Raw genomic sequence first — 18,767 nt, forward strand, 5'->3', positions numbered from 1 at the left:
TCCTTAACTCGTTTTATCACCCAAACAAATGAGTGCCGCTGCCATCATTAATCCCTCAATATATAAGCAGTTATGTCTACCGATATTATACAACAATCACGACTTAACCAAAATCAATCGATTCTGAACGAGCTGTTCTAGCAGCTCTTTTACCCGGTCGGTGAACAGATCTTCCGTCGATTCCCTAAATCAACTCGGAGGGAAAGTGTATCAATGCCCTATGCCTCAGTTGCGATATTCCTGAGCAGTGTGAACCTGGAAGAGATGAAAATTCACTGGAGTGAAGTAGTAGACCTGGCGTCCTCGGCAAAGCAGGGAACCGTAATGGCATCCCTGATACTAAAAAAAGCTTGTCGGCAATCCCAAACAAACTGGACTTGCAAAAGTTGGCCGCATTGAGCGAATCCTGTTTATGCTCGACTGGTTCCGTACTCCTCTACCACGTTGGCAGGTACTGGCGGGTTGGGATAAAGGTGAAACCTGTAATGCATAAAAGACTGAATAACAAAGAAAAACTGCTGTCACATTTGTCGCCATTAGGCTAGTAGCATATTAATCTGACAGCTGATTATACTGAAAAAACAAACATATAACTGCTTACGGTAAGTTTCGTTCTCCAAGCTGCCCCTATGAAAGCGAAACAGGTATTCATTTATCGGCTATTTGTGCCTATTTTCCGCAACAGGTTTTCATCCCCACCGGGAGTTGTTATAACAATTACGTTGGAAGTCTTATTTAATAATTACAAACACCCTACATAAAATAAAGGAATAGCCATGTCTGTAATACGTCAACGTATTCTGGCGGATATGCAAAGATTCTCCAGAGCAATGATCGGGGCGGTCTTGTTCTTACCTGTTATTGGCTTAATCCTGGCATTAAGTTCAATATTAACTAACCCGACACTTATTTCCGAAACCAGCTTTTTACATCAAATAGGTCAACTCCTCGGTGATACCTTCTGGCCATTATTTGGCAACCTGGGACTGCTTTTCTGTGTCGGCATCAGCTATGGTCTGGCGAAAGATAAAAAAACCGAAGTCGCGCTGGTTGCCGTCATGTGCTTTATTATGTTTTTGGGCGCCAATCACTCCTGGCTGGAATATACTCACGGCATCGCTGAAAAGGTCAATGGCGAATATTATGGCACCGGACAAACGCAAATTTTAGGTTTTGTCGTTGTTGATATGGGGATCTTTTTAGGGATTATTCTCGGCTGCACCATTGCCTGGGTCCATAATAAAGTCTCTGAAATAGAGTTGCCGGGCGCACTCTCGATGTACGGCGGCGCAAAACTGACCTTAATCGCCATGACACCGGTGATCCTTTTTTACGCCATTGCCTTTACCTGGTTCTGGCCCTTCATCACGCACGGCATCGCGGCATTAACCAGTTTCATGAAAAACGCCGGGGTGGCAGGCGTCTTCGTGTACGGCTTCTTTGAAAAATTCCTGATCCCAACAGGACTGCACCACTTTGTCTGGTCTCCCTTCCAGTTGACCCAGATTGGCGGCACTCTGAACGTTGACGGACAGGTGGTCTCCGGGACGCAAGCCATCTTCCTGGCCTACATGCGCCATCCGGATCTCACCCCGGTAATGAACGAAGCACTGCGCTTTTCCCAGCAGGGCATGACGACAATCTTTGGTCTCTCCGGTGCAGCGCTGGCGTTTTACCACACCGCCACGCCGGAGAAGAAAATGATGGCGAAGGCGATTCTGTTGCCCGCTATTATTACCTCTATTCTCACCGGAATTACCGAACCGATTGAATTTACATTCTTATTTATTTCGCCGCTGTTATGGCTGATTCACGCCACGCTGACCGCCGCCTCTCAGGCAATTTGCGATCTGCTGACGGTTCGTCCGTGGGGCGCGTCCGGACTCATTGAGTTTCTGATATATAACCTGCCGTTGCCGGCAGCCCTCACCCGCTGGCCGCTATACGTTATAATCGGTATCGGGCAATTCGCCGCGTACTACGTCATTTTCCGTACGCTGGTCATCAGGCTGAACCTGAAAACACCAGGGCGCGAAGATGACGGCGAAGTGAAACTCTACAGTAAAGAAGATTACCGCAATAAAAAGGCCAAAGCAGGTCAGGCCGTCACCGATGAGATCATTAAAGGCTTAGGCGGCAAAGAGAACATTATTTCTGTTGATAACTGTTTTACCCGATTACGCGTCGCGCTCCATCATCCTGACAAAATTGATGAAGCCTTATTAAAAAGTACCGGCGCCAATGGCGTAGTGCGTAATCAAAATGAAGTTCAGGTTATTTACGGTGTGAGGGTTGGACAGGTTCGAGCCCGGGTAGATAACTGGCTGGCAAATAATTAATCAGGAGTTGTTATGAAATTAACCGTATTAGGCGGGGGCGGCGTTCGTTCCGCGTTCCTGGCGAAATCTCTGGCCTATAATGCGCATCGTATTGGTTTACAGGAAGTGGTGTTCCTCGATAACGCAGAAGAGAACCTGAAAATTTTCGGCGAAATCGCCCGTTATGTTTTTGCCACGATTCGACCTGATATTCGTTTCAGCCTGACGACGGATCCGGTATCCGCGTTAAAGAACAGCAATTATGTCATCACTACGCTACGCGTCGGCGGCGATGAAAGCCGTGTGCGCGATGAACGTATCGCGCTCAACCATAACACATTAGGTCAGGAAACCACCGGGGCGGGTGGTTTTGCGATGGCGATGCGGTCGATTCCCGCCATTCTTAATTACTGCCGTCTGATTGAAGAACATGCCGCACCCGATGCCATTCTGTTCAACTTTACTAACCCTTCCGGACTGGTTACCGAGGCGATCATTAAATCCGGGTTCAAACGTCGGGTTTATGGCATTTGCGATGCCCCTTCAGAGTTGATTCGCGAACTGCCTGCCATCCTCAACTGCGACGAAGCGGATTTGAAAGTGGAGTGCTATGGTCTGAACCACTTCTCGTGGTTTACCCATTTCACCGTGAAAGGTGAGGACGTCACCGACAAACTGGTGAGCAACCCGGCGCTGTACAGCAAAACGGCGATGCAGTACTTCTCACCGGTGCTGGTTCAGCTTTGCGACAAGCAATTGCTGAATGAATATCTCTATTACTACTACTATCGCGAAGTGGCGCTGAAAGCGATTCAGGATGCACCGGAAACGCGCGGTGAAGCTATCGCGCGGATCAACAAGGAAATGCGCGAGGAACTGCGGAATGTGGATGCGCAGGCAAACCCGGAAGCCGCATTCGATATCTGGATGAAACACTATCTGCGCCGCGAAAATAGCTATATGCAGAGTGAGTCGCATCAGGAAAAATTCAACACCCGCACGCCGCTAACGCTGCAACAGTTTATTGAAGAACCGGATAGCGGCGGTTACGCAGGGGTGGCGCTGGATATTCTCGAAGCCGTGAACAGCGCCACCAGCAAACGCATCGTTGTCTCACTGCAAAACAATGGCACGCTGGATTTCTTACGCCCGGATGATGTCATTGAGATCAGCTGTGATCTGAGCAAAGAGGGGTTGAAACCGGTGACGCCGATCCACGTACCGGACGCGCAGAAAAACATGATCTCCTGCGTGAAAGAGTACGAGCGTCTGGCAGTGGAAGCCATCATGCGCAAAGATAAATTTCTGGCAATCCGCGCATTAATGGCGCATCCGCTGATTGGCTCCTGGTCGTTGGCCGAAAAGTTGGTTGGCGAGTATCTCGACGAAGCACAGTTTAGCGACTGGAAATGATCGTTCCCGGGGCGTCGAGTGGCGCCCCGCCCGGATTTTGCATAAACCAGAGCTTCAGCAAATGTTCGAATCCCAGGATGCAGTAACCAAAGAAAGGGTTGCTCCAGTAGATATCATCATCAAACTTTTGCGGATCGTGAATGATGACGGCGGTGTTTGCCGCCTGGGCCAGGGGGCTTTGATAGTCACCGGTAAAGCAGACAAGGTCGGTATTTTTACCTTCCAGCGCCTTGACCCAATTTAATGCCGAACTGCTGCGACCAGATTTAGACACCAGCCAGATAGAATCGAATTTTGCAGCCGTTTTTTGTTCCAGTATTTCGTAGTCCGGCCAAAGTGCCAGGCTGGCATTCACGCCAATCACCAGGAATTTATTATAAATATATTGCGCAATCAGTTGTGAGAAACCGCTGCCATGAATAAGAATACGGTCGTGCTGCAGACGATTTAATAGCAACGCGAGGTTTTCGGTTGGCTGGACATTCATAAAGTTAATATCATTGGTCACATCAAGTTTTGGCATTGTGATATTAAATTTAATGAAATACACCAGCTCCAGCCAGCCGCTAAATTTGAGCTTTTTCGCCAGACGGACCAGCGATGACGGATTGCTGTAACAGTGTTCCGCGACGGTGCGGATACCCTCACGAATGCATTGTTCTGGATTATTCTGAATAAAGCGCAGTACGGTAACTTCTGTCTTACTTAATTTTACATCACGAAATACATTTTCCAGTTCCATTTTCTGCTCCTGTGAGTGCAGAATAAATTTATCATTTTTTAAAGTAAACGGTCTGTGCAACAGGTCACTTCATCACAATTTCATATTAAAAAAAGAAATGAATAAAAATCTGACATTACTCGCCATGATATTTTTCTTATGGGGCAATATAACCGCCATTAACAGCGTGCTGATCATCTTTTTCTATCAGTATTTCCATCTGTCGTGGTCGCAGTCTATTTTCATTACCGTTATTTTTTACGTGGCCCCTTTTCTGACCTGTCTGCCCTGTTCAATGCTGATTGAACGCCAGGGGTACCGTAAGGTGTTGCTGCTGTCGTTAACGTTGTCGGTTGCGGGATGCCTGCTGTTCGCTCTGGCGTTGCAGCTGGATTCCTTCGCCCTGTCACTGTTGGCGATGTTTGTCGTGGCGACGGGCGTGGCGGCGATGCAGGTTGTCGCGAATCCCTATCTGACATTGCTCAGCGCACCGCACAAACGCATTGGCAATCTGTGTCTGGCCTCTGCGGTTAATTCGCTGGGAACCACGCTGGCGCCCATGCTGGTTGCGCTCCTCCTGGCGTTTTCCCCTATCGATATCCTGGCGCGTGAAGAACCTATCAGTGCGCTCTGGCTTTGCCTCGCCTGCTTTTCGCTGGTATTGATTACAGGAGTTTTCTGGATCCGCCTGCCGGATGTGGCGCGCCCGGGAAAAGCCGCGTCAGGAACGTATAACGCCTGGAAGAACAGAGAACTGTTATTCAGTGTGGCGGCGATTTTTATCTATGTCGGCGTCGAAGTGAGCCTTGCGACCAGTCTGGTAAAATATCTCATCACCATCGGCGGCTGGAGCACTACTGTTGCGATGTCGCTGGTCTCTTTTTACTGGGGAGGTGCGCTGGCGGGTCGTTTTCTTTATGGTTTTCTCGCCGACAAAACAGGCAATTACACGCCGTTTCTGATGGCGACGCTGGCCTGTGCAACGGCGGTGATGATGGCGATATGGCTGAACAATACCACTGGCGGTTATCTGCTTATCCTGACCGGTTTAGGAAACTCAATTCTCTATCCGATTATCTTCGGGCACACCATCAACAAAAATCCGGCGATCGCCAATATTTCTGCCGCAGCAATGGTGATGGCCGGGATTGGTGGTGCGGTTATACCCTTACTGCAGGCTGCTTGTATTGATGGACTCAACCTCCGGTTCAGCTTTCTATTACCGGTCGCGTTGTATCTGCTGCTGGCGCTGTGGGGGCGGCTGAACCTCCACCCCCTCGGTACATCAACTTAAAGCGAAATGACGATCTCATGACTTTGCGGCGTCACCATCACGCCCAGTTCGCTTCCCCGGTGTGAAGCGCCGCGAATACCGCTAATCTGCGCGATGTTACGCAGGCACAACGTCCAGTCGCGCGCATCCCCCTTGCCCGTCACGGTGAGGGTGTTGCCATTGCGCTTAGCAATCAGCGTAAAGATAACCGAACCGTCAGCGGCAGGGACGTCGCACACGGCTTCACGTCCCTCCTCGAGCGCGAACAACTGGAAGGCAGTGCCTTCGTTCCACGCGTAATCTGGTTTCTGATTATTACGGCCCAGCGCCAACAGGGTGTTGCCACGCACATACACTGGCAGACTCAGGAAGTCATGCTGCTGTTTGTACCAGCGGCTGCCCTGTACGACGTCATTGTGCCACAGATGCGTCCAGCGTCCTTCCGGCAAGTAAAACTGCACCTCCCCCGTTTCCGAGAATACCGGCGCCACCATCACTGAATCCCCTAGCATATACTGGCGATCGAGATAATCGCATGCCGGATCGTCCGGGAACTCCAGCATCATGGCGCGCATCATTGGCGTGCCCCGCTCGTGTGCACGAGCCGCTTCACGGTACAGGTACGGCATCATGCGGCACTTCTGCTCAGTGAAGAAGCGCACCACATCGCAGGATTCCTCATCATACGCCCAGGGCACACGATAGGATTTGCTGCCGTGCAGGCGACTGTGACTGGAGAGCAAACCAAATGCACACCAGCGTTTATAAACGTGTGCCGGCGCGGTGTTTTCGAAGCCGCCGATATCGTGGCTCCAGAAGCCAAAACCGGACAAGCCAATGGACAGGCCGCCGCGCAGGCTTTCTGCCATTGACTCATAGTTGGCGTAGCAGTCGCCGCCCCAGTGTACCGGAAACTGCTGCGCACCCACCGATGCGGATCGGGCGAACAGCACCGCCTCTTTTTCGCCAACGGTCTCTTTCAGCACGTTCCACACCAGTTCGTTGTAGATGTAGGCATAATGGTTGTGCATTTTCTGCGGATCGGCGCCATCAAACCATTGCACATCGGTCGGGATACGCTCGCCGAAGTCGGTCTTGAAGCAGTCAACACCGATATCCACCAGACCTTTCAGTTTATTGGCATACCATTCACAGGCCTGCGGATTGGTGAAGTCATAAATCGCCAGCCCCGGTTGCCATTTATCCCATTGCCACAGGGAACCGTCCGGACGTTTCAGCAGGTAGCCTTTCTCTTTCAGCTCCTTGAAAATCGGCGATTTCTGTCCGATGTACGGGTTGATCCATACGCAGACCTTCAGCCCTTTCTCCTTCAACCGACGAATCATTCCTTCCGGGTCGGGGAACGTCACCGGATCCCATTCGAAGTCGCACCACTGAAAAGCCTTCATCCAGAAGCAGTCAAAGTGGAAGACGTGCAGCGGCAGATTGCGCTCAGCCATGCCGTCGATAAAGCGGTTTACCGTCGCTTCATCGTAGTTGGTGGTGAACGAAGTGGTCAGCCACAGGCCAAACGACCAGGCAGGCGGCAATGCCGGACGCCCCGTGAAGCGGGTATAGCGGTTCAACACTTCTTTCGGCGTCGGACCGTCGATCACGAAATATTCGAGATATTCGCCCTCAACGCTGAACTGCACTTTCGACACTTTCTCCGAACCGACTTCAAACGAGACGCACTGTGGATGGTTGACCAGCACGCCATAGCCACGGTTGGTCATATAAAACGGGATGTTCTTATAGGATTGTTCGGTGCTGGTGCCGCCATCGCGGTTCCAGGTTTCTACCGTCTGACCATTACGCACCAGCGCGGTAAAGCGCTCGCCCAGACCGTAAACCGTCTCGCCGACGCCCAGATCCAGGCGCTCGAACATGTAGTTCCGCTGGGTGGTGGTGTCCTGCACATAGCCGTTGTTCTTCAACTGACTACCGGTAATGCGCACACCGTTACGCAGGAAATCCAGCGACCAGCACTCACCTTTAGTGACGCGCACGCTTAAGTTACCGCTTTTCAGCTCAGCAACCTCAGCGGTGTTTTGGATATCGACCTTCACGTCCTGTAAAACGTTGAGCGGGTACTGCGGACCGTTATCCAGCGCCCCCTGAAAGTGTTCCATACGCACGCCCACAATCCCTTCCTGCGGCGAAGAGAAACGCAATGTAAAGAGCGGAGTATCCAGTTGCCAGGTGCGTTCGCGGACATCACGCGGCGCGGCATAAACCACCAGTTCGTTACCGTGCTGTTCCACATCAAACACCTGGACTGGATGAAGTAAATTAAGGCCAGGCTGAATCAGCCAGTTTCCGTCGCTAATCTTCATACTCTGTTCCTTTAGTTCTGAAATTCGTTATGCGTAAATTCCTGCTGATTGCGACGCGCGCCCTGTGCCAGTTGGTCGAGGATGTTTCTCAGGTAAGGCGTTTTCAGGGTGTAGAAGCGTTTGGCAATCACGGCACTCAGCAGATAGCAGATGGCCGGGACGATTGTGAACAGGGCAATAATGATGTTGATGGTGGCGTTGTTCTGCGTTTTCGCCGCCGCGTCGTAGCCACCGCCTGCCAGCATCCAACCAATAAGCGCGCCACCGAGCGCCAGACCCAGTTTGAGTACGAACAGTGTGCCCGCAAAACTGATACCGGTCAGACGTTTACCGTTGCACCATTCGCCATAATCGACGGTATCGGACATCATCACCCACTGGATCGGCGTCACCAGCTGGTGCAACACGCCAATCACGAAGATAAAGACGAACATGGTGATGTCGGCCTGCATCGGGACAAAGAACATCGCGAGGCTAACCACGGCCAGGGCCGCGTTGGTCCACCAGAAGATACTGACTTTGCATTTCCAGTCGGTGAGGGGTTTTGCCAGCGCGGAGCCAATCAGGTTACCGACACAGTAGGTGGTCAGGAAGGCGACGAATACTTCCGGCGTCCCCAGGATCCAGGTGACGTAATACATCATCGCGCCACCGCGTACGCAGACGGCGAGAATATTGAGGATGGTCAGCAGTCCCACAATCCGCCACTGGTCATTTTGCCAGATATCGCGGAGATCTTCGCGCATTGAGGTTGTGCTCGGTGGCGCTTCGATACGCTCTTTGGTGGTGAAGAAGCAAAACGCCAGCATCAGGAATGCCACTACCGACAGCACTGCAATCCCACCCTGAAATCCCAGCGCTTTGTTATCACCGCCAATGAGATTCACCAGCGGCATCATCAGCACGGTCGAGAGCATCCCGCCCGCCGTCGCCAGCACAAAGCGCCAGGATTGCAGAGAAATACGCTGCGTGGGGTCATTAGTGATCACCCCGCCCAGTGCGCAATACGGGATATTCACCACGGTATAAAGCAGCGTCAGCAGCGTATAGGTGATAGCAGCGTAAATCATCTTACCGTTCAGGCTGAGGTCCGGCGTGCTGTATGCCAGGACGCAAACAAGGCCAAACGGCAGCGCGCCAAACAGCACCCACGGACGGAATTTGCCCCAACGGGAACGCGTGCGATCCGCCAGCAGTCCCATGCACGGGTCTGAAATGGCGTCCAGCGCACGCGCCAGTAAAAACATGGTGCCGACAAAACCGGCGGGAATACCGAAAATATCGGTATAAAAAAACATCATATACAGCATGACGTTATCAAAAATGATATGACTGGCAGCGTCGCCCATCCCGTAGCCAATCTTCTCCTTAACAGACAAAATATGAATAGTCATAACGCATCCTTTCGCGCTCTCATGCGCACTGGTACCGGTTACCGTTTTTGTAAACCATTCGCGCTAGCGACGGATATTCCGATATCTCGTTATTAAATTACGATTCTTGTTTTCTGTGATCGCGGTTGCGCCAGAAGATGTGAGAAAATGTAACTAGAGGAATTTATGAGGATTTATATGAAACCGATCATGGTAAGAAGAAAGGGAAGTTAAAAAAGTGAGTGAGGGGGTGTGGAAACGTCAGGAAGTAGCTATAATGCGCCCCGCCTCCATGTAGCAATGCAGGCGCGGAAGATCGTCGTCTCCGGTGAGGCGGCTGGACTTCAAATCCAGTTGGGGCCGCCAGCGGTCCCGGGCAGGTTCGACTCCTGTGATCTGCCAAAATATCATGCCCTATTCCCGCTTCAGAAAGCCTAAAAACGCCTTCTACATTCGAGTTTCGCGCGGTTTTCATCGCGTCTCTTACAACACCATCACCATCTCGTGCCACGCCATCCCGCCGTGATCGGATTCAGACGGTTTGACGTAGCGGTAGCCAAAGTGAGCATAAAGATCGACATGACGATCTTTGCACATCAGGTGAATCGTCTTTTTGTGCATCGCTTTCATCCGCGCCACAAATTCACGCATCATCAGTGAAGAATAGCCTTTCCCCTGAAAATCCGGGTGCACCACCACCGACATAATCACCGCATTGGGCGCATCCGGATCGTGGCCTACCAGTTCCTTAAAAGCCTCGTCAGACATCACCACTTCCCAGGCGCAACCGGCATTAATAAAGCCAGCCACCTCGCCGTTCAGCTCCATGCACATAAATCCCTGTGGATAGCGCTGGATACGGGTAGCAATCTTTTCCCGGGTTGCCGCTTCATCGCCTTCATAGGCGAGCGTTTCAATCTCATAACAGCGGTCAACATCGGCGGGCGTGGCCTGACGGAATAGCGGAGTGGGCATGCGTTTACCTTTTTTTGAATCAACTGGACTGCCTCATCATACCCGCAGATAACACGGTTTACGCTGATGGTATTCACATGAAAATGAAAGGGATGCACAAAGCCCGGCGTGATGTTATTCGCCGGACCATTTGCGGATGTGCGAGCAGATTGACGCATTGCGTCATGAAATCAGCTAGCCGGGTAGTCCAGATACCCTTCTTTCCCGCCACCAAAGAACGTCTCTTTAATTGGCGCATTCAGCGGCACGTCATTTTTTAGTCGATGTGGCAGATCAGGGTTAGCAATAAATGGACGACCAAAACCGATCAGATCGGCCCAGCCGTTCGCCAGCGCCTCTTCAGCACGGGCTTTGGTGTATTTACCGGAGTAAATCAACGCGCCGTGGAAGATAATACGCAGCGCTTCTTTAAACGCGGCAGGCATGACCGGCGCATCTTCCCAGTCCGCTTCGGCGATATGAATATAGGCAATGCCTAGCTCGTTCAGCACGCTGGCTGCCGCCAGATAGGTCGCTTCCGGGGTATCATCTTTTGACCCCATCAGCGTGGTCAGCGGAGCGAGACGAATACCCACGCGCTCTTTACCAATCGCCGCAGAGACCGCCGTCACCACCTCCCGCATAAAGCGCAGACGGTTTTGCAGCGAGCCGCCGTATTCGTCGTCACGCAGGTTGGCCTGCGAGTCAATGAACTGATTGATCAGATAGCCGTTCGCCCCATGCAGTTCAATGCCGTCAAATCCTGCAGCGATAGCATTACGCGCCGCCTGAGCATAGTCATTGACAATAGCCGGGATCTCTTCCAGCGTCAGGGCGCGCGGCATGTCATGCTGCACCATCTCGCCGACGCCATTTTCCGGGCCGCGCCCTTCCACATCGACAAAGACTTTCACCCCTGGCGCCTGAATGGCAGAAGAAGAGACCGGCGCGGCGCCGCCAGGTTGCAGAACGGTGTGTGAAACACGACCGACGTGCCACAACTGAGCGAAGATTTTACCGCCCGCCTTGTGCACGGCGTCGGTGACTTTTTTCCAGCCAGCAATCTGTGCATCGGAATAGATACCCGGCGTCCAGGCATAGCCCTGACCCTGCTGGCTGATTTGCGTGCCTTCGCTAATGATAAGCCCCGCGCTGGCACGCTGCGCGTAATAGTCCGCCATCATGTCAGTCGCGACGTCGCCTGCCCCGGCGCGAGAACGCGTCATCGGCGGCATAACAATCCGGTTTTTTAACGGCAAGGCATTCAGCGCATAGTGATCGAATAACATAATGGGTTTCCCTCGCGATTAGTTATACAGTTCTGCACTCATAGTGACGGTATTGCCCATGCGAGCGCTGGTGATTTTGTATTCAGAGGCGTTCATCTCTTTCGCTTTTTGCGCAATCACTGCTTCAGCAGAATCCAGCGTGGTGCCAGACGCCGTAACGCTCTGTGCAGAGGCGCTAAAGGTCATAGCAGAGAACAGAGAAGCAGTAATAACAGCGATAATGGTTTTCATGTTTAATCCCAGAGTAAATTGATTGGTTGGCGTTGAATAACGCGTTGGGAGAAGAATACGCTGACGACCTGATGACATAAATGATACAAATGGCAATAGACTATTGCGTTTTTGTTCACAATAAGAGGAGAACGGATCGCCAGTGATTTTGGCTCTGCGCGTTTGACCTGCCATCAGACAAACCACTGCGCTTTGAAGAAGGCCACTATGGCGAGATACAGATCCAGGGCTTTACCCGATCTGAGGAAGCGAACGGGATCGATAAAAGCAAAGACTTAACGCAACAGGTAGGGTAAAGATTTCAGCAATACTCCAGCCTGTTACGCCAAAGTCGTTTTGTCCTGCGAAATATCTTAACGATATCGATCATCAGGATTGTTTTTTTACCTTCAAAGAAAACTGTTTCGGTGTTATGCCAAAGAACTCTTTAAAGTTACGAATAAAGTATGAAGTACTGGTATAGCCCACTTCATTGGCAATACTGTTAATATGCTTCTCAGTCGTGGTGATGAGTTTCGCCGCCTGATGCATGCGAATATCCAACACCAGCGTATTAAAATTATTACTCTCTTTCTCCAGCTTTTTACGAATCGACACCTCCGACATATGTAAAATGTTCGCCAGATCTGCCAGCCTCCACGATTTAGAGAGATCGGCTTCAATGATTGACTTCAGTCGTTCAGTAAAGGTGGTATCCGTTGATACCGACAAGGAATAAACTAACGATTCTATATCCCTCATTTTAGAAAGAAGATAGGTTATTTTATAAACTTGTCGGTGTTGTGGGACATCGCTTCCCGTTAATCGTTTGAAGATTTTTGTATCTGTTTCATCAACGGGACAGGTAAATATTTTACGCCGCGTCTGGTTGACTCTTTGCGGATCTAACAACAGCGGTTCCATCACCTTACAGATACAACTCAACACATCACTATCAACGTGATAGAGCTCATAAGGAACCCCTTTACCTAGCACTTTTAATGCAACATCAATCACTGTGTTTTTTTCGATATAACAAAGTGATTCAGGGGGTACATTAAAGGACTGCCCATCTTTCGTTTTTATAAGCAGTTGCGCATCCCGTAGATAGATAATCGCACAGTTATAAAAACGTATCTTTTTCAGCACCAACAGATTGTTGTGTGCATAGCTTTCCTTAGCCGGAAAATTAAGGGTACTTAAAGCACTTTGACTATTCATACAGTCACCCCCATGCTTTGTATGCATATAATTTCATGGGTTATCAGCCATTTAAATTCGGAATTTTTTAATTAACGAAATAGTTTATAATTTTAATTATTACTTTTTTAACTATGCATTTCTTTAAAATACATAGCGTTACCCATTGGCTTTGGTGATGTAGTTAACAATTTTAATATTTTCAACAGGAAATTACACGTAGAAACAGCAATCAGGTATTTGACACCAGAAAAAAATCATTAAGCAGCAGCGGCAGTTTTCTGGTGGACTCCGCGCCGAGTTTAATTTTTATCTCGCGTATCCTATAATAAATAGTATTTTCCTTTAGCTGTGTTAACGTCGCGATCTCCCTGACTTTCTTCCTTTTAAAAAAGTACAAATAGACAATTTTTCGTTCATCCTCCGTAAAGTCGTTGAACACAGAAACAGGCGAAGGTCTGCTGCTCGTCAGGACTCGCAGTTTCTTACAACGGTACGCAATCTGATCGAGGGACAGACACGTCACCGGGAGTTTCTCCATAAGAAAACTGTAAGCAAAGTAATCGTCCTTGTCGCAGACCAGATATATTTTATTATATTTATTAAGCACATCATGATCAGATTCAATCTCTCTGTACTCATGACATTTAATATCTGGATCATCATTAGAGAGCAATGACAACCCATAATTAAAATAGGCATTTTTACTTGCCAACAAAAAAGCAACCGACATAAGAACTCTTAGTTATCAAATGTATTAGACACCTTAACCAAAAGTGACTATAAAGTATGAAAAGTGCAAAAACCACCCTAAAAAATAACCCATTGCGATAAAATTATGCACACTAACTTGTTGCGTAAATGGATTTAATTCTCACTCACATTTAATCCATAAAAAAGCCTGAACTATAGGTTCAGGCTTTTACTGACTCACCTGTTAAAATCAGAATGAATAACGGATATTGGCGTTAATTGCCTTATCGATATCGTAATGACCGAAGGCCGAACGCTCTATATTAAGACTAATCCTGGTGTTTTCTTTAATTCTGGCATTAACACCTAAACTGAAGTTAACCCGGCTATCTTTACCATTCTTAATATGAGTTTCCCCGGCAAAATCATGAACAACCGTCTCTGCCGGTTTAAACAGGTCATACTGATAATGAACGCCCGCCAGCGCCGTCAGTTCCCAGTCTTTCCCTCTGAACGTTTTTCCGGATTCCACCCCCGTACGACCTATCAACGGATTCTCCTGCTTACGCTGCATACGGATGTCTGAACCTGCAGACTGCCAGTCAAACCGGGTTCCTGACACTGAGCCATAAACCAGTTCCGTCTGCGGCTGGATAAAAGTTTCGCCGGGTAGCGAGAAGCGCCAGCCGGTTTCTGCACCCATATACCAGGAGTGCGAGCGGTAATCCTGCTCCGGCATTCCGGTTTCACTCGCCGAATAGTGGTTGTCGTGGCGAACATATTTACCGATGGCATCCACATACAGCCCGGAGTCAAACATCGCGGAAGCATAAAGACCGATACCGGTTGATTTCGTCTGACCGGACCAGCCATCGCCATGGCTGTTACTGTGAGTGAACGTTGCCGTCACACCGGTAAACAGGTCACCACCGTCAAACGCGTACTTTCTGTCGGCGCCAGTCTGCAGGTGAGTCCAGCTGTTGGAATAACCCGCATCTGCGGAACCGGTACCGCTGAAGACTCGCGCCCACGCCCCGGTTTCACCGTGGGTGTTGCGCAGGTCGCCCATGCGGTAGTTCAGGTTATTCATCTCCGTCAGGAAGTTTTTGTATCCCGTATTCATAACGGCTTTGCTGGCCTGCACCGCCGCGTTGTCCTGCTGCACGTCAAACCCTTCCAGTCGCCATTGTTTGCTGTTCCCGCTCTCCACGATACCCATCTGCGGCGTGAAGGTATGAACACCCGCGCGCTGTGTCACCGGTTTGAGCGTGAACACATCGGCAGCCGTCGCTTTCGGTGCCGTGACTAACGCGACGGGCGATGTTTCCTTACTCACTGAAGCCACAGACGGGACAACAACCAGCGCATTGTTTTTACCGGTCAGCGACTGCTTAACCGTTACCGTATCTGCCGTTTTACCGTCAGTGTTCATGATGAACTGGCTGTTGCTGGCCGTCAGAGTGTCCACCGTCAGAGAACCCGCTGCGCCGGCATTGCCAAAGCGCACCTGTGAACCTTTCAGGTCGAGAGATTTCACCACGGACTGCCCGTCCGCCTGCCAGAGAGTATTCGTCATCACCGCGCCTGCCAGTGGCGCACTCAGGTTGCCACCATAAACTGTGAACAGATCCTTACTGGTGTCCTCTGCCGTACCCATATTCAGGCTGGCCGCAGCATCCGCCTGAATATTGCCTGTTATTACGCTACCCGAGCCGACATTCAGCGTGGTGCCCTGCCCGTCAAGACGCCAGCGCCCAGCCGAGTACGCTCCGGATAACAGTGAAAGCGTTGATCCTGTACCGGCTGTCACTTCACTGTCAGAAACCAGCCCCGACGTTGCCGTCAGCTTCGCGCCATCTGCCAGTGACAGCGGCGAGTGGCTGAAACGGCTGAACTGGCTGAGAACGGCATCACTGGACGCCACGGTCACTGAACTGTCTGCGCTGTCAATCCCGCCGCTAAAGTGTTCATTAATGTTGAGGGTGGAGCCGTTCTTCAGCTGTACGCGTCCGGTGAAACGGCTCTGATCGGCGTCGTTTGTCGCTTTTGACTGCCCGAATGACGGCGTGGTTTTCACCCCGTTCCCGTCATTGAGATCGATATAGAGGTTTTCACTGCCCAGCGTTACGGTGGAATGGTCGGCATTAATATTTGTATTAAGGCTGGCATTCCTCGCCAGACTGAAATCAGCGTTGTACAGATCAAGCTGCTTCAGGCTGAACTGGCGGGTTTCCCAGTCACTCTGGGTAAAGGAAACCGGCTGAGTGAGAACAGAGTTGTCGCCCAGCGCCTTCATCTTATCCGCCACAGCCTGAGTGCTCACAGCATGGATAACCGGATGCCCCTGGACAAACAGACGGCCATTTTGCTGGGTGAAGCTCCCCTGCGTGTTCATCCCGCCATCCATGACAAAGTCGTTCTGCGTTCCGGGCGTAACGGTATTTTTGACATCAACATTGCCGGTGAAGTGACCGTGCCAGATATTGGCAACCGCCGTCGTGGCATCTGCTTTATTGAAATCCAGGTTGACGGAGGCCTGTTTCCCGCGGTTGGTCAGGATCGCCCCGTCGTCCGCACCGTTAAGCTGATGGAAGGTAAGGCTGTTACCGTTGATGTCGAGCTTACCGCCGCGATAACCCCATTTGATATTGTCGGGATTAACCTGTTTGTCATCGCTTAACACAACGGTTGGGCGGCCGCTCACAATACTGACATTATTAAAGGCCTGAACGTTGCCATCGCTGTCCGGTCGTTGTGCCAGAACCACCGTCCCTTCGCCAACATTCAGCCCACCGGGGTTGATACCCGTACCATTGACTTTCAGTGTCCCGGTACCGAGCTTATGCAAATTATCCCCCTGAACACCGTTTACCTGCCAGTCGACGGTATGATCGCCGTTAACAATGATCCCGCCACCTTTCCAGGTCTGAGAATCCAGGGGCTTAATAATGTAATCATCATCAAAGGTCAGCGTCCCCGCCCCCTGGTGAACGCTATTTTCTAACACCACAGAGCCGCCGCCCTGGAAGATGAGATCTTTACCGCTGTTCAATGAAGCAGGCCAGGTTGCCCCCTGATTACCATGCATTGACCATGAGGCCGCCCCCTGGGTTAATGCGCCAACGCCGGTTTTGTCATCATAAGTCCAGTGAATATCACCTTCATTTTTTTGTGAATGGATTGGGGCATCAGCGTTCAGCTTCATGGTTTCAACCACGTCACCGACAGGGATTACTGTATAGTAGTTAGTCTTACCCCATAAGCCCGCATAAGAATTGAGTACTCCAACTACAACCCATTTGTTTTGCTGTGCATCCCAGCCAAATAATGGAGAGCCACTGTCCCCAGGAGTACCATAGGTGGAAAGAGGGGTATCTGTTGTGATAGTGAAAAAACGCCAGCTAGAAGTATATGGTGGATTTACTATTCCTCCTGTTTTATAAGAGTATCCCCCTGCGAGTTGTGTCAATTTGCCACTCTCATCTTTGACATATTGCGTTCCCGTACCGACCCGATAGAAAACGGGAAACCGCTCTGTATTCTGATATGTACCATTTTCAATCCCCGCACTGGTCATATCAAGAGGCACAATCTCTGTCACAATTTTATTCAGTCGAGGCCGATGGAAATCCCACTCGTGATTATTTCTTTCAACCAGGTTATAGGTGGTGTCGTCACTGTAACCAAACTTCACCTGTTTATAACCCACGTTGTGTTTCACGCTGACGATATATTGCGGTGCAACTAACGTTCCAATACCATTTGTGTCAGTTGAACTGAAATCTATCATGGGCGCTTTATTTAGCGTGGTAACGATAGATCCATTTTTATCATATAGCGGGATGTTTTCTGCGCCTGGCTTAAACAGGCCTTTGTTCTCAGCAAAATCGCGATATGTCTGGTAAGGAATACTGTGTACGCTAACTGAAGCCTCTGATGATAGAGGACATACTAATCCTGTCATGCTGATAAGCAAGGCATTCAGGGTTGTTCGTACTATTTGACATTTCCTTATCCTCCTTATCCCTCTACTGACTTCTGAAACGACAACAGCTTCGCCCTTTCTGTTCTTTTTTATTGCATATACTTTATTCACTTTATCCCCCGGGAACTATCAGATTAAAACACTAAAAATCAATAAAAACCAGAATCAGTCAATAAAATAACGGGGCTTTTTTATTCTTATATCCTGAAAGAGTATTATGATAAATACACTATCATCTTTACTCTATTTTATATCTCCCTTACAAAAAATAAAAAAATTAGTTACGAAAACTGAAACTATATAACTAACGAAATGACAAATAAAAAAAGCCGATAGGAAAGTAACAAACGCCATTTTAGGATTTGCCATCGAATTCCCAAGGCAATATATTCTGCCTCGCTCATTAAGATTGTTATGAGCTGACTTTAGAATTAAGCCTATTACTAATGGAGTATAAAATGAAAAAGCTGATTTTAGGTTCGGCAATTGTGGCGGTTCTGGGTGTAGCGTCTAGTGCTATGGCTGCGCCAAACACTGGTACTGTAAACTTTACGGGTTCTGTTTCGACCGCCACTTGCGAAGTTAGTGTAAAAGATAGCAGTGGTACGAGTGTTAGCACTGTTAATTTAGGCACTATTGCAAATACAGCAGCAAACGGGGCACAAGTAGCTTTTAAGCTCGTTCCTCAAACGCCTGATTGTCTTGCAAAAGCTCAAGCTAATGTTTCTTGGTCTTCTCCGACACTAACGGATGTAGGCATCGCTAACGCTGCAGCAGGTGGCACTAACGCATTTATGAACTTGGTCGGTACAAATGCAGTCAAACAGGGTGCTGAGGCTGCAATTAAAGCGGGTGCAACCTCTTTAGATTATAATTCCACCAAAGGTGGTATCGCCTCCTTCGATTATAGTGCCTGGCTGAGCAAACCAAGCACTGGCACTCTTACTGCTGGTCCATTCTCAGCCTCTGCAAGCTATGTAATCGCATATAAATAAATATCTT

Annotated in this window: 13 protein-coding genes, 1 tRNA gene and 1 pseudogene; 6 read left to right on the plus strand and 9 right to left on the minus strand. The window is 49.7% G+C overall.

The genetic code is table 11. The features are described 5' to 3' along the window. Nucleotides 1–273 precede the first annotated feature (273 nt). From C2U53_RS30280 to C2U53_RS09285, 3 genes and pseudogenes are all read left to right on the plus strand, one after another. Nucleotides 274–490: pseudogene (locus tag C2U53_RS30280) on the plus strand (Tn3 family transposase); the annotation flags it as partial. A 286-nt stretch (nt 491–776) separates the two neighbouring features. Then, nucleotides 777–2,339 carry a PTS transporter subunit EIIC gene (locus C2U53_RS09280; protein WP_042998648.1) on the plus strand — a complete coding sequence of 521 codons (1,563 nt, stop codon included), beginning with the start codon at nt 777–779 and terminating at the stop codon, nt 2,337–2,339. A 12-nt stretch (nt 2,340–2,351) separates the two neighbouring features. Beyond that, nucleotides 2,352–3,731, plus strand: a complete 1,380-nt coding sequence (locus C2U53_RS09285; protein ID WP_058587382.1) for a glycoside hydrolase — start codon at nt 2,352–2,354, stop codon at nt 3,729–3,731. On the opposite strand, the gene C2U53_RS09290 is transcribed toward C2U53_RS09285, so the two are convergent. Further along, on the minus strand, nt 3,715–4,473 hold the full coding sequence (locus C2U53_RS09290; RefSeq protein ID WP_042998650.1) for a MurR/RpiR family transcriptional regulator: 759 nt from the start codon (nt 4,471–4,473) through the stop codon (nt 3,715–3,717). The genes C2U53_RS09285 and C2U53_RS09290 overlap by 17 nt on opposite strands. 97 nt (nt 4,474–4,570) lie before the next feature. Here C2U53_RS09290 and C2U53_RS09295 point away from each other — a divergent pair, with 97 nt between their 5' ends. Beyond that, nucleotides 4,571–5,746 (plus strand): MFS transporter, encoded by a 1,176-nt coding sequence (locus tag C2U53_RS09295; RefSeq protein ID WP_042998651.1) that lies wholly within the window; start codon nt 4,571–4,573, stop codon nt 5,744–5,746. On the opposite strand, the gene yicI is transcribed toward C2U53_RS09295, so the two are convergent. Then, nucleotides 5,743–8,061: an alpha-xylosidase gene (gene yicI / locus C2U53_RS09300; RefSeq protein ID WP_104445832.1), complete on the minus strand. Its 2,319-nt coding sequence runs from the start codon at nt 8,059–8,061 to the stop codon at nt 5,743–5,745. The genes C2U53_RS09295 and yicI overlap by 4 nt on opposite strands. A gap of 11 nt (nt 8,062–8,072) precedes the next feature. After that, nucleotides 8,073–9,455: a glycoside-pentoside-hexuronide family transporter gene (locus C2U53_RS09305; protein WP_042998653.1), complete on the minus strand. Its 1,383-nt coding sequence runs from the start codon at nt 9,453–9,455 to the stop codon at nt 8,073–8,075. Between the two features lie 289 nt (nt 9,456–9,744). On the opposite strand from C2U53_RS09305, the gene C2U53_RS29895 reads away from it, so the two are divergent. Then, nucleotides 9,745–9,836, plus strand: a tRNA-Sec gene (locus C2U53_RS29895). Nucleotides 9,837–9,917: 81 nt separating this feature from the next. On the opposite strand, the gene C2U53_RS09310 is transcribed toward C2U53_RS29895, so the two are convergent. The 6 genes from C2U53_RS09310 to C2U53_RS09335 all read right to left on the minus strand — a co-directional run bounded on the left by C2U53_RS09310 (nt 9,918) and on the right by C2U53_RS09335 (nt 17,876). Next, entirely contained in the window at nt 9,918–10,409 is a 492-nt protein-coding gene (locus C2U53_RS09310; protein ID WP_044254500.1) for a GNAT family N-acetyltransferase, read from the minus strand. Nucleotides 10,410–10,579: 170 nt separating this feature from the next. Then, nucleotides 10,580–11,677 carry an alkene reductase gene (locus tag C2U53_RS09315; RefSeq protein ID WP_104445833.1) on the minus strand — a complete coding sequence of 366 codons (1,098 nt, stop codon included), beginning with the start codon at nt 11,675–11,677 and terminating at the stop codon, nt 10,580–10,582. 18 nt (nt 11,678–11,695) lie between these two features. Then, entirely contained in the window at nt 11,696–11,908 is a 213-nt protein-coding gene (locus tag C2U53_RS09320) for a DUF1471 domain-containing protein (RefSeq protein WP_044254506.1), read from the minus strand. Nucleotides 11,909–12,277: 369 nt separating this feature from the next. Beyond that, the gene (locus C2U53_RS09325) at nt 12,278–13,108 is read right to left on the minus strand and encodes an AraC family transcriptional regulator (protein WP_044328463.1); all 831 of its coding nucleotides are present in this window, start codon (nt 13,106–13,108) and stop codon (nt 12,278–12,280) included. Nucleotides 13,109–13,319: 211 nt separating this feature from the next. Then, on the minus strand, nt 13,320–13,820 hold the full coding sequence (locus C2U53_RS09330) for a sigma factor-like helix-turn-helix DNA-binding protein (protein ID WP_044263569.1): 501 nt from the start codon (nt 13,818–13,820) through the stop codon (nt 13,320–13,322). Between the two features lie 210 nt (nt 13,821–14,030). Next, nucleotides 14,031–17,876 carry a S6 family peptidase gene (locus tag C2U53_RS09335; protein WP_104445834.1) on the minus strand — a complete coding sequence of 1,282 codons (3,846 nt, stop codon included), beginning with the start codon at nt 17,874–17,876 and terminating at the stop codon, nt 14,031–14,033. A gap of 347 nt (nt 17,877–18,223) precedes the next feature. Here C2U53_RS09335 and C2U53_RS09340 point away from each other — a divergent pair, with 347 nt between their 5' ends. After that, a complete protein-coding gene (locus tag C2U53_RS09340) occupies nt 18,224–18,760 on the plus strand; it encodes a fimbrial protein (RefSeq protein ID WP_104445835.1) in 537 nt (178 codons plus the stop codon). Nucleotides 18,761–18,767 lie beyond the last annotated feature (7 nt).

This window comes from Citrobacter sp. CFNIH10, from assembly GCF_002934585.1.
GTDB classification, from domain to species: Bacteria; Pseudomonadota; Gammaproteobacteria; order Enterobacterales; family Enterobacteriaceae; genus Citrobacter_A; species Citrobacter_A amalonaticus.

Bases quoted from the DNA above. Each gene is read 5' to 3' on its own strand.
- C2U53_RS09320 (WP_044254506.1), bottom strand. From the start codon at position 11,908: ATGAAAACCATTATCGCTGTTATTACTGCTTCTCTGTTCTCTGCTATG.
- C2U53_RS09310 (WP_044254500.1), bottom strand. From the start codon at position 10,409: ATGCCCACTCCGCTATTCCGTCAGGCCACGCCCGCCGATGTTGACCGC.
- C2U53_RS09290 (WP_042998650.1), bottom strand. From the start codon at position 4,473: ATGGAACTGGAAAATGTATTTCGTGATGTAAAATTAAGTAAGACAGAA.
- C2U53_RS09285 (WP_058587382.1), top strand. From the start codon at position 2,352: ATGAAATTAACCGTATTAGGCGGGGGCGGCGTTCGTTCCGCGTTCCTG.
- C2U53_RS09340 (WP_104445835.1), top strand. From the start codon at position 18,224: ATGAAAAAGCTGATTTTAGGTTCGGCAATTGTGGCGGTTCTGGGTGTA.
- yicI (WP_104445832.1), bottom strand. From the start codon at position 8,061: ATGAAGATTAGCGACGGAAACTGGCTGATTCAGCCTGGCCTTAATTTA.
- C2U53_RS09325 (WP_044328463.1), bottom strand. From the start codon at position 13,108: ATGAATAGTCAAAGTGCTTTAAGTACCCTTAATTTTCCGGCTAAGGAA.
- C2U53_RS09295 (WP_042998651.1), top strand. From the start codon at position 4,571: ATGAATAAAAATCTGACATTACTCGCCATGATATTTTTCTTATGGGGC.
- C2U53_RS09315 (WP_104445833.1), bottom strand. From the start codon at position 11,677: ATGTTATTCGATCACTATGCGCTGAATGCCTTGCCGTTAAAAAACCGG.
- C2U53_RS09305 (WP_042998653.1), bottom strand. From the start codon at position 9,455: ATGACTATTCATATTTTGTCTGTTAAGGAGAAGATTGGCTACGGGATG.
- C2U53_RS09280 (WP_042998648.1), top strand. From the start codon at position 777: ATGTCTGTAATACGTCAACGTATTCTGGCGGATATGCAAAGATTCTCC.
- C2U53_RS09330 (WP_044263569.1), bottom strand. From the start codon at position 13,820: ATGTCGGTTGCTTTTTTGTTGGCAAGTAAAAATGCCTATTTTAATTAT.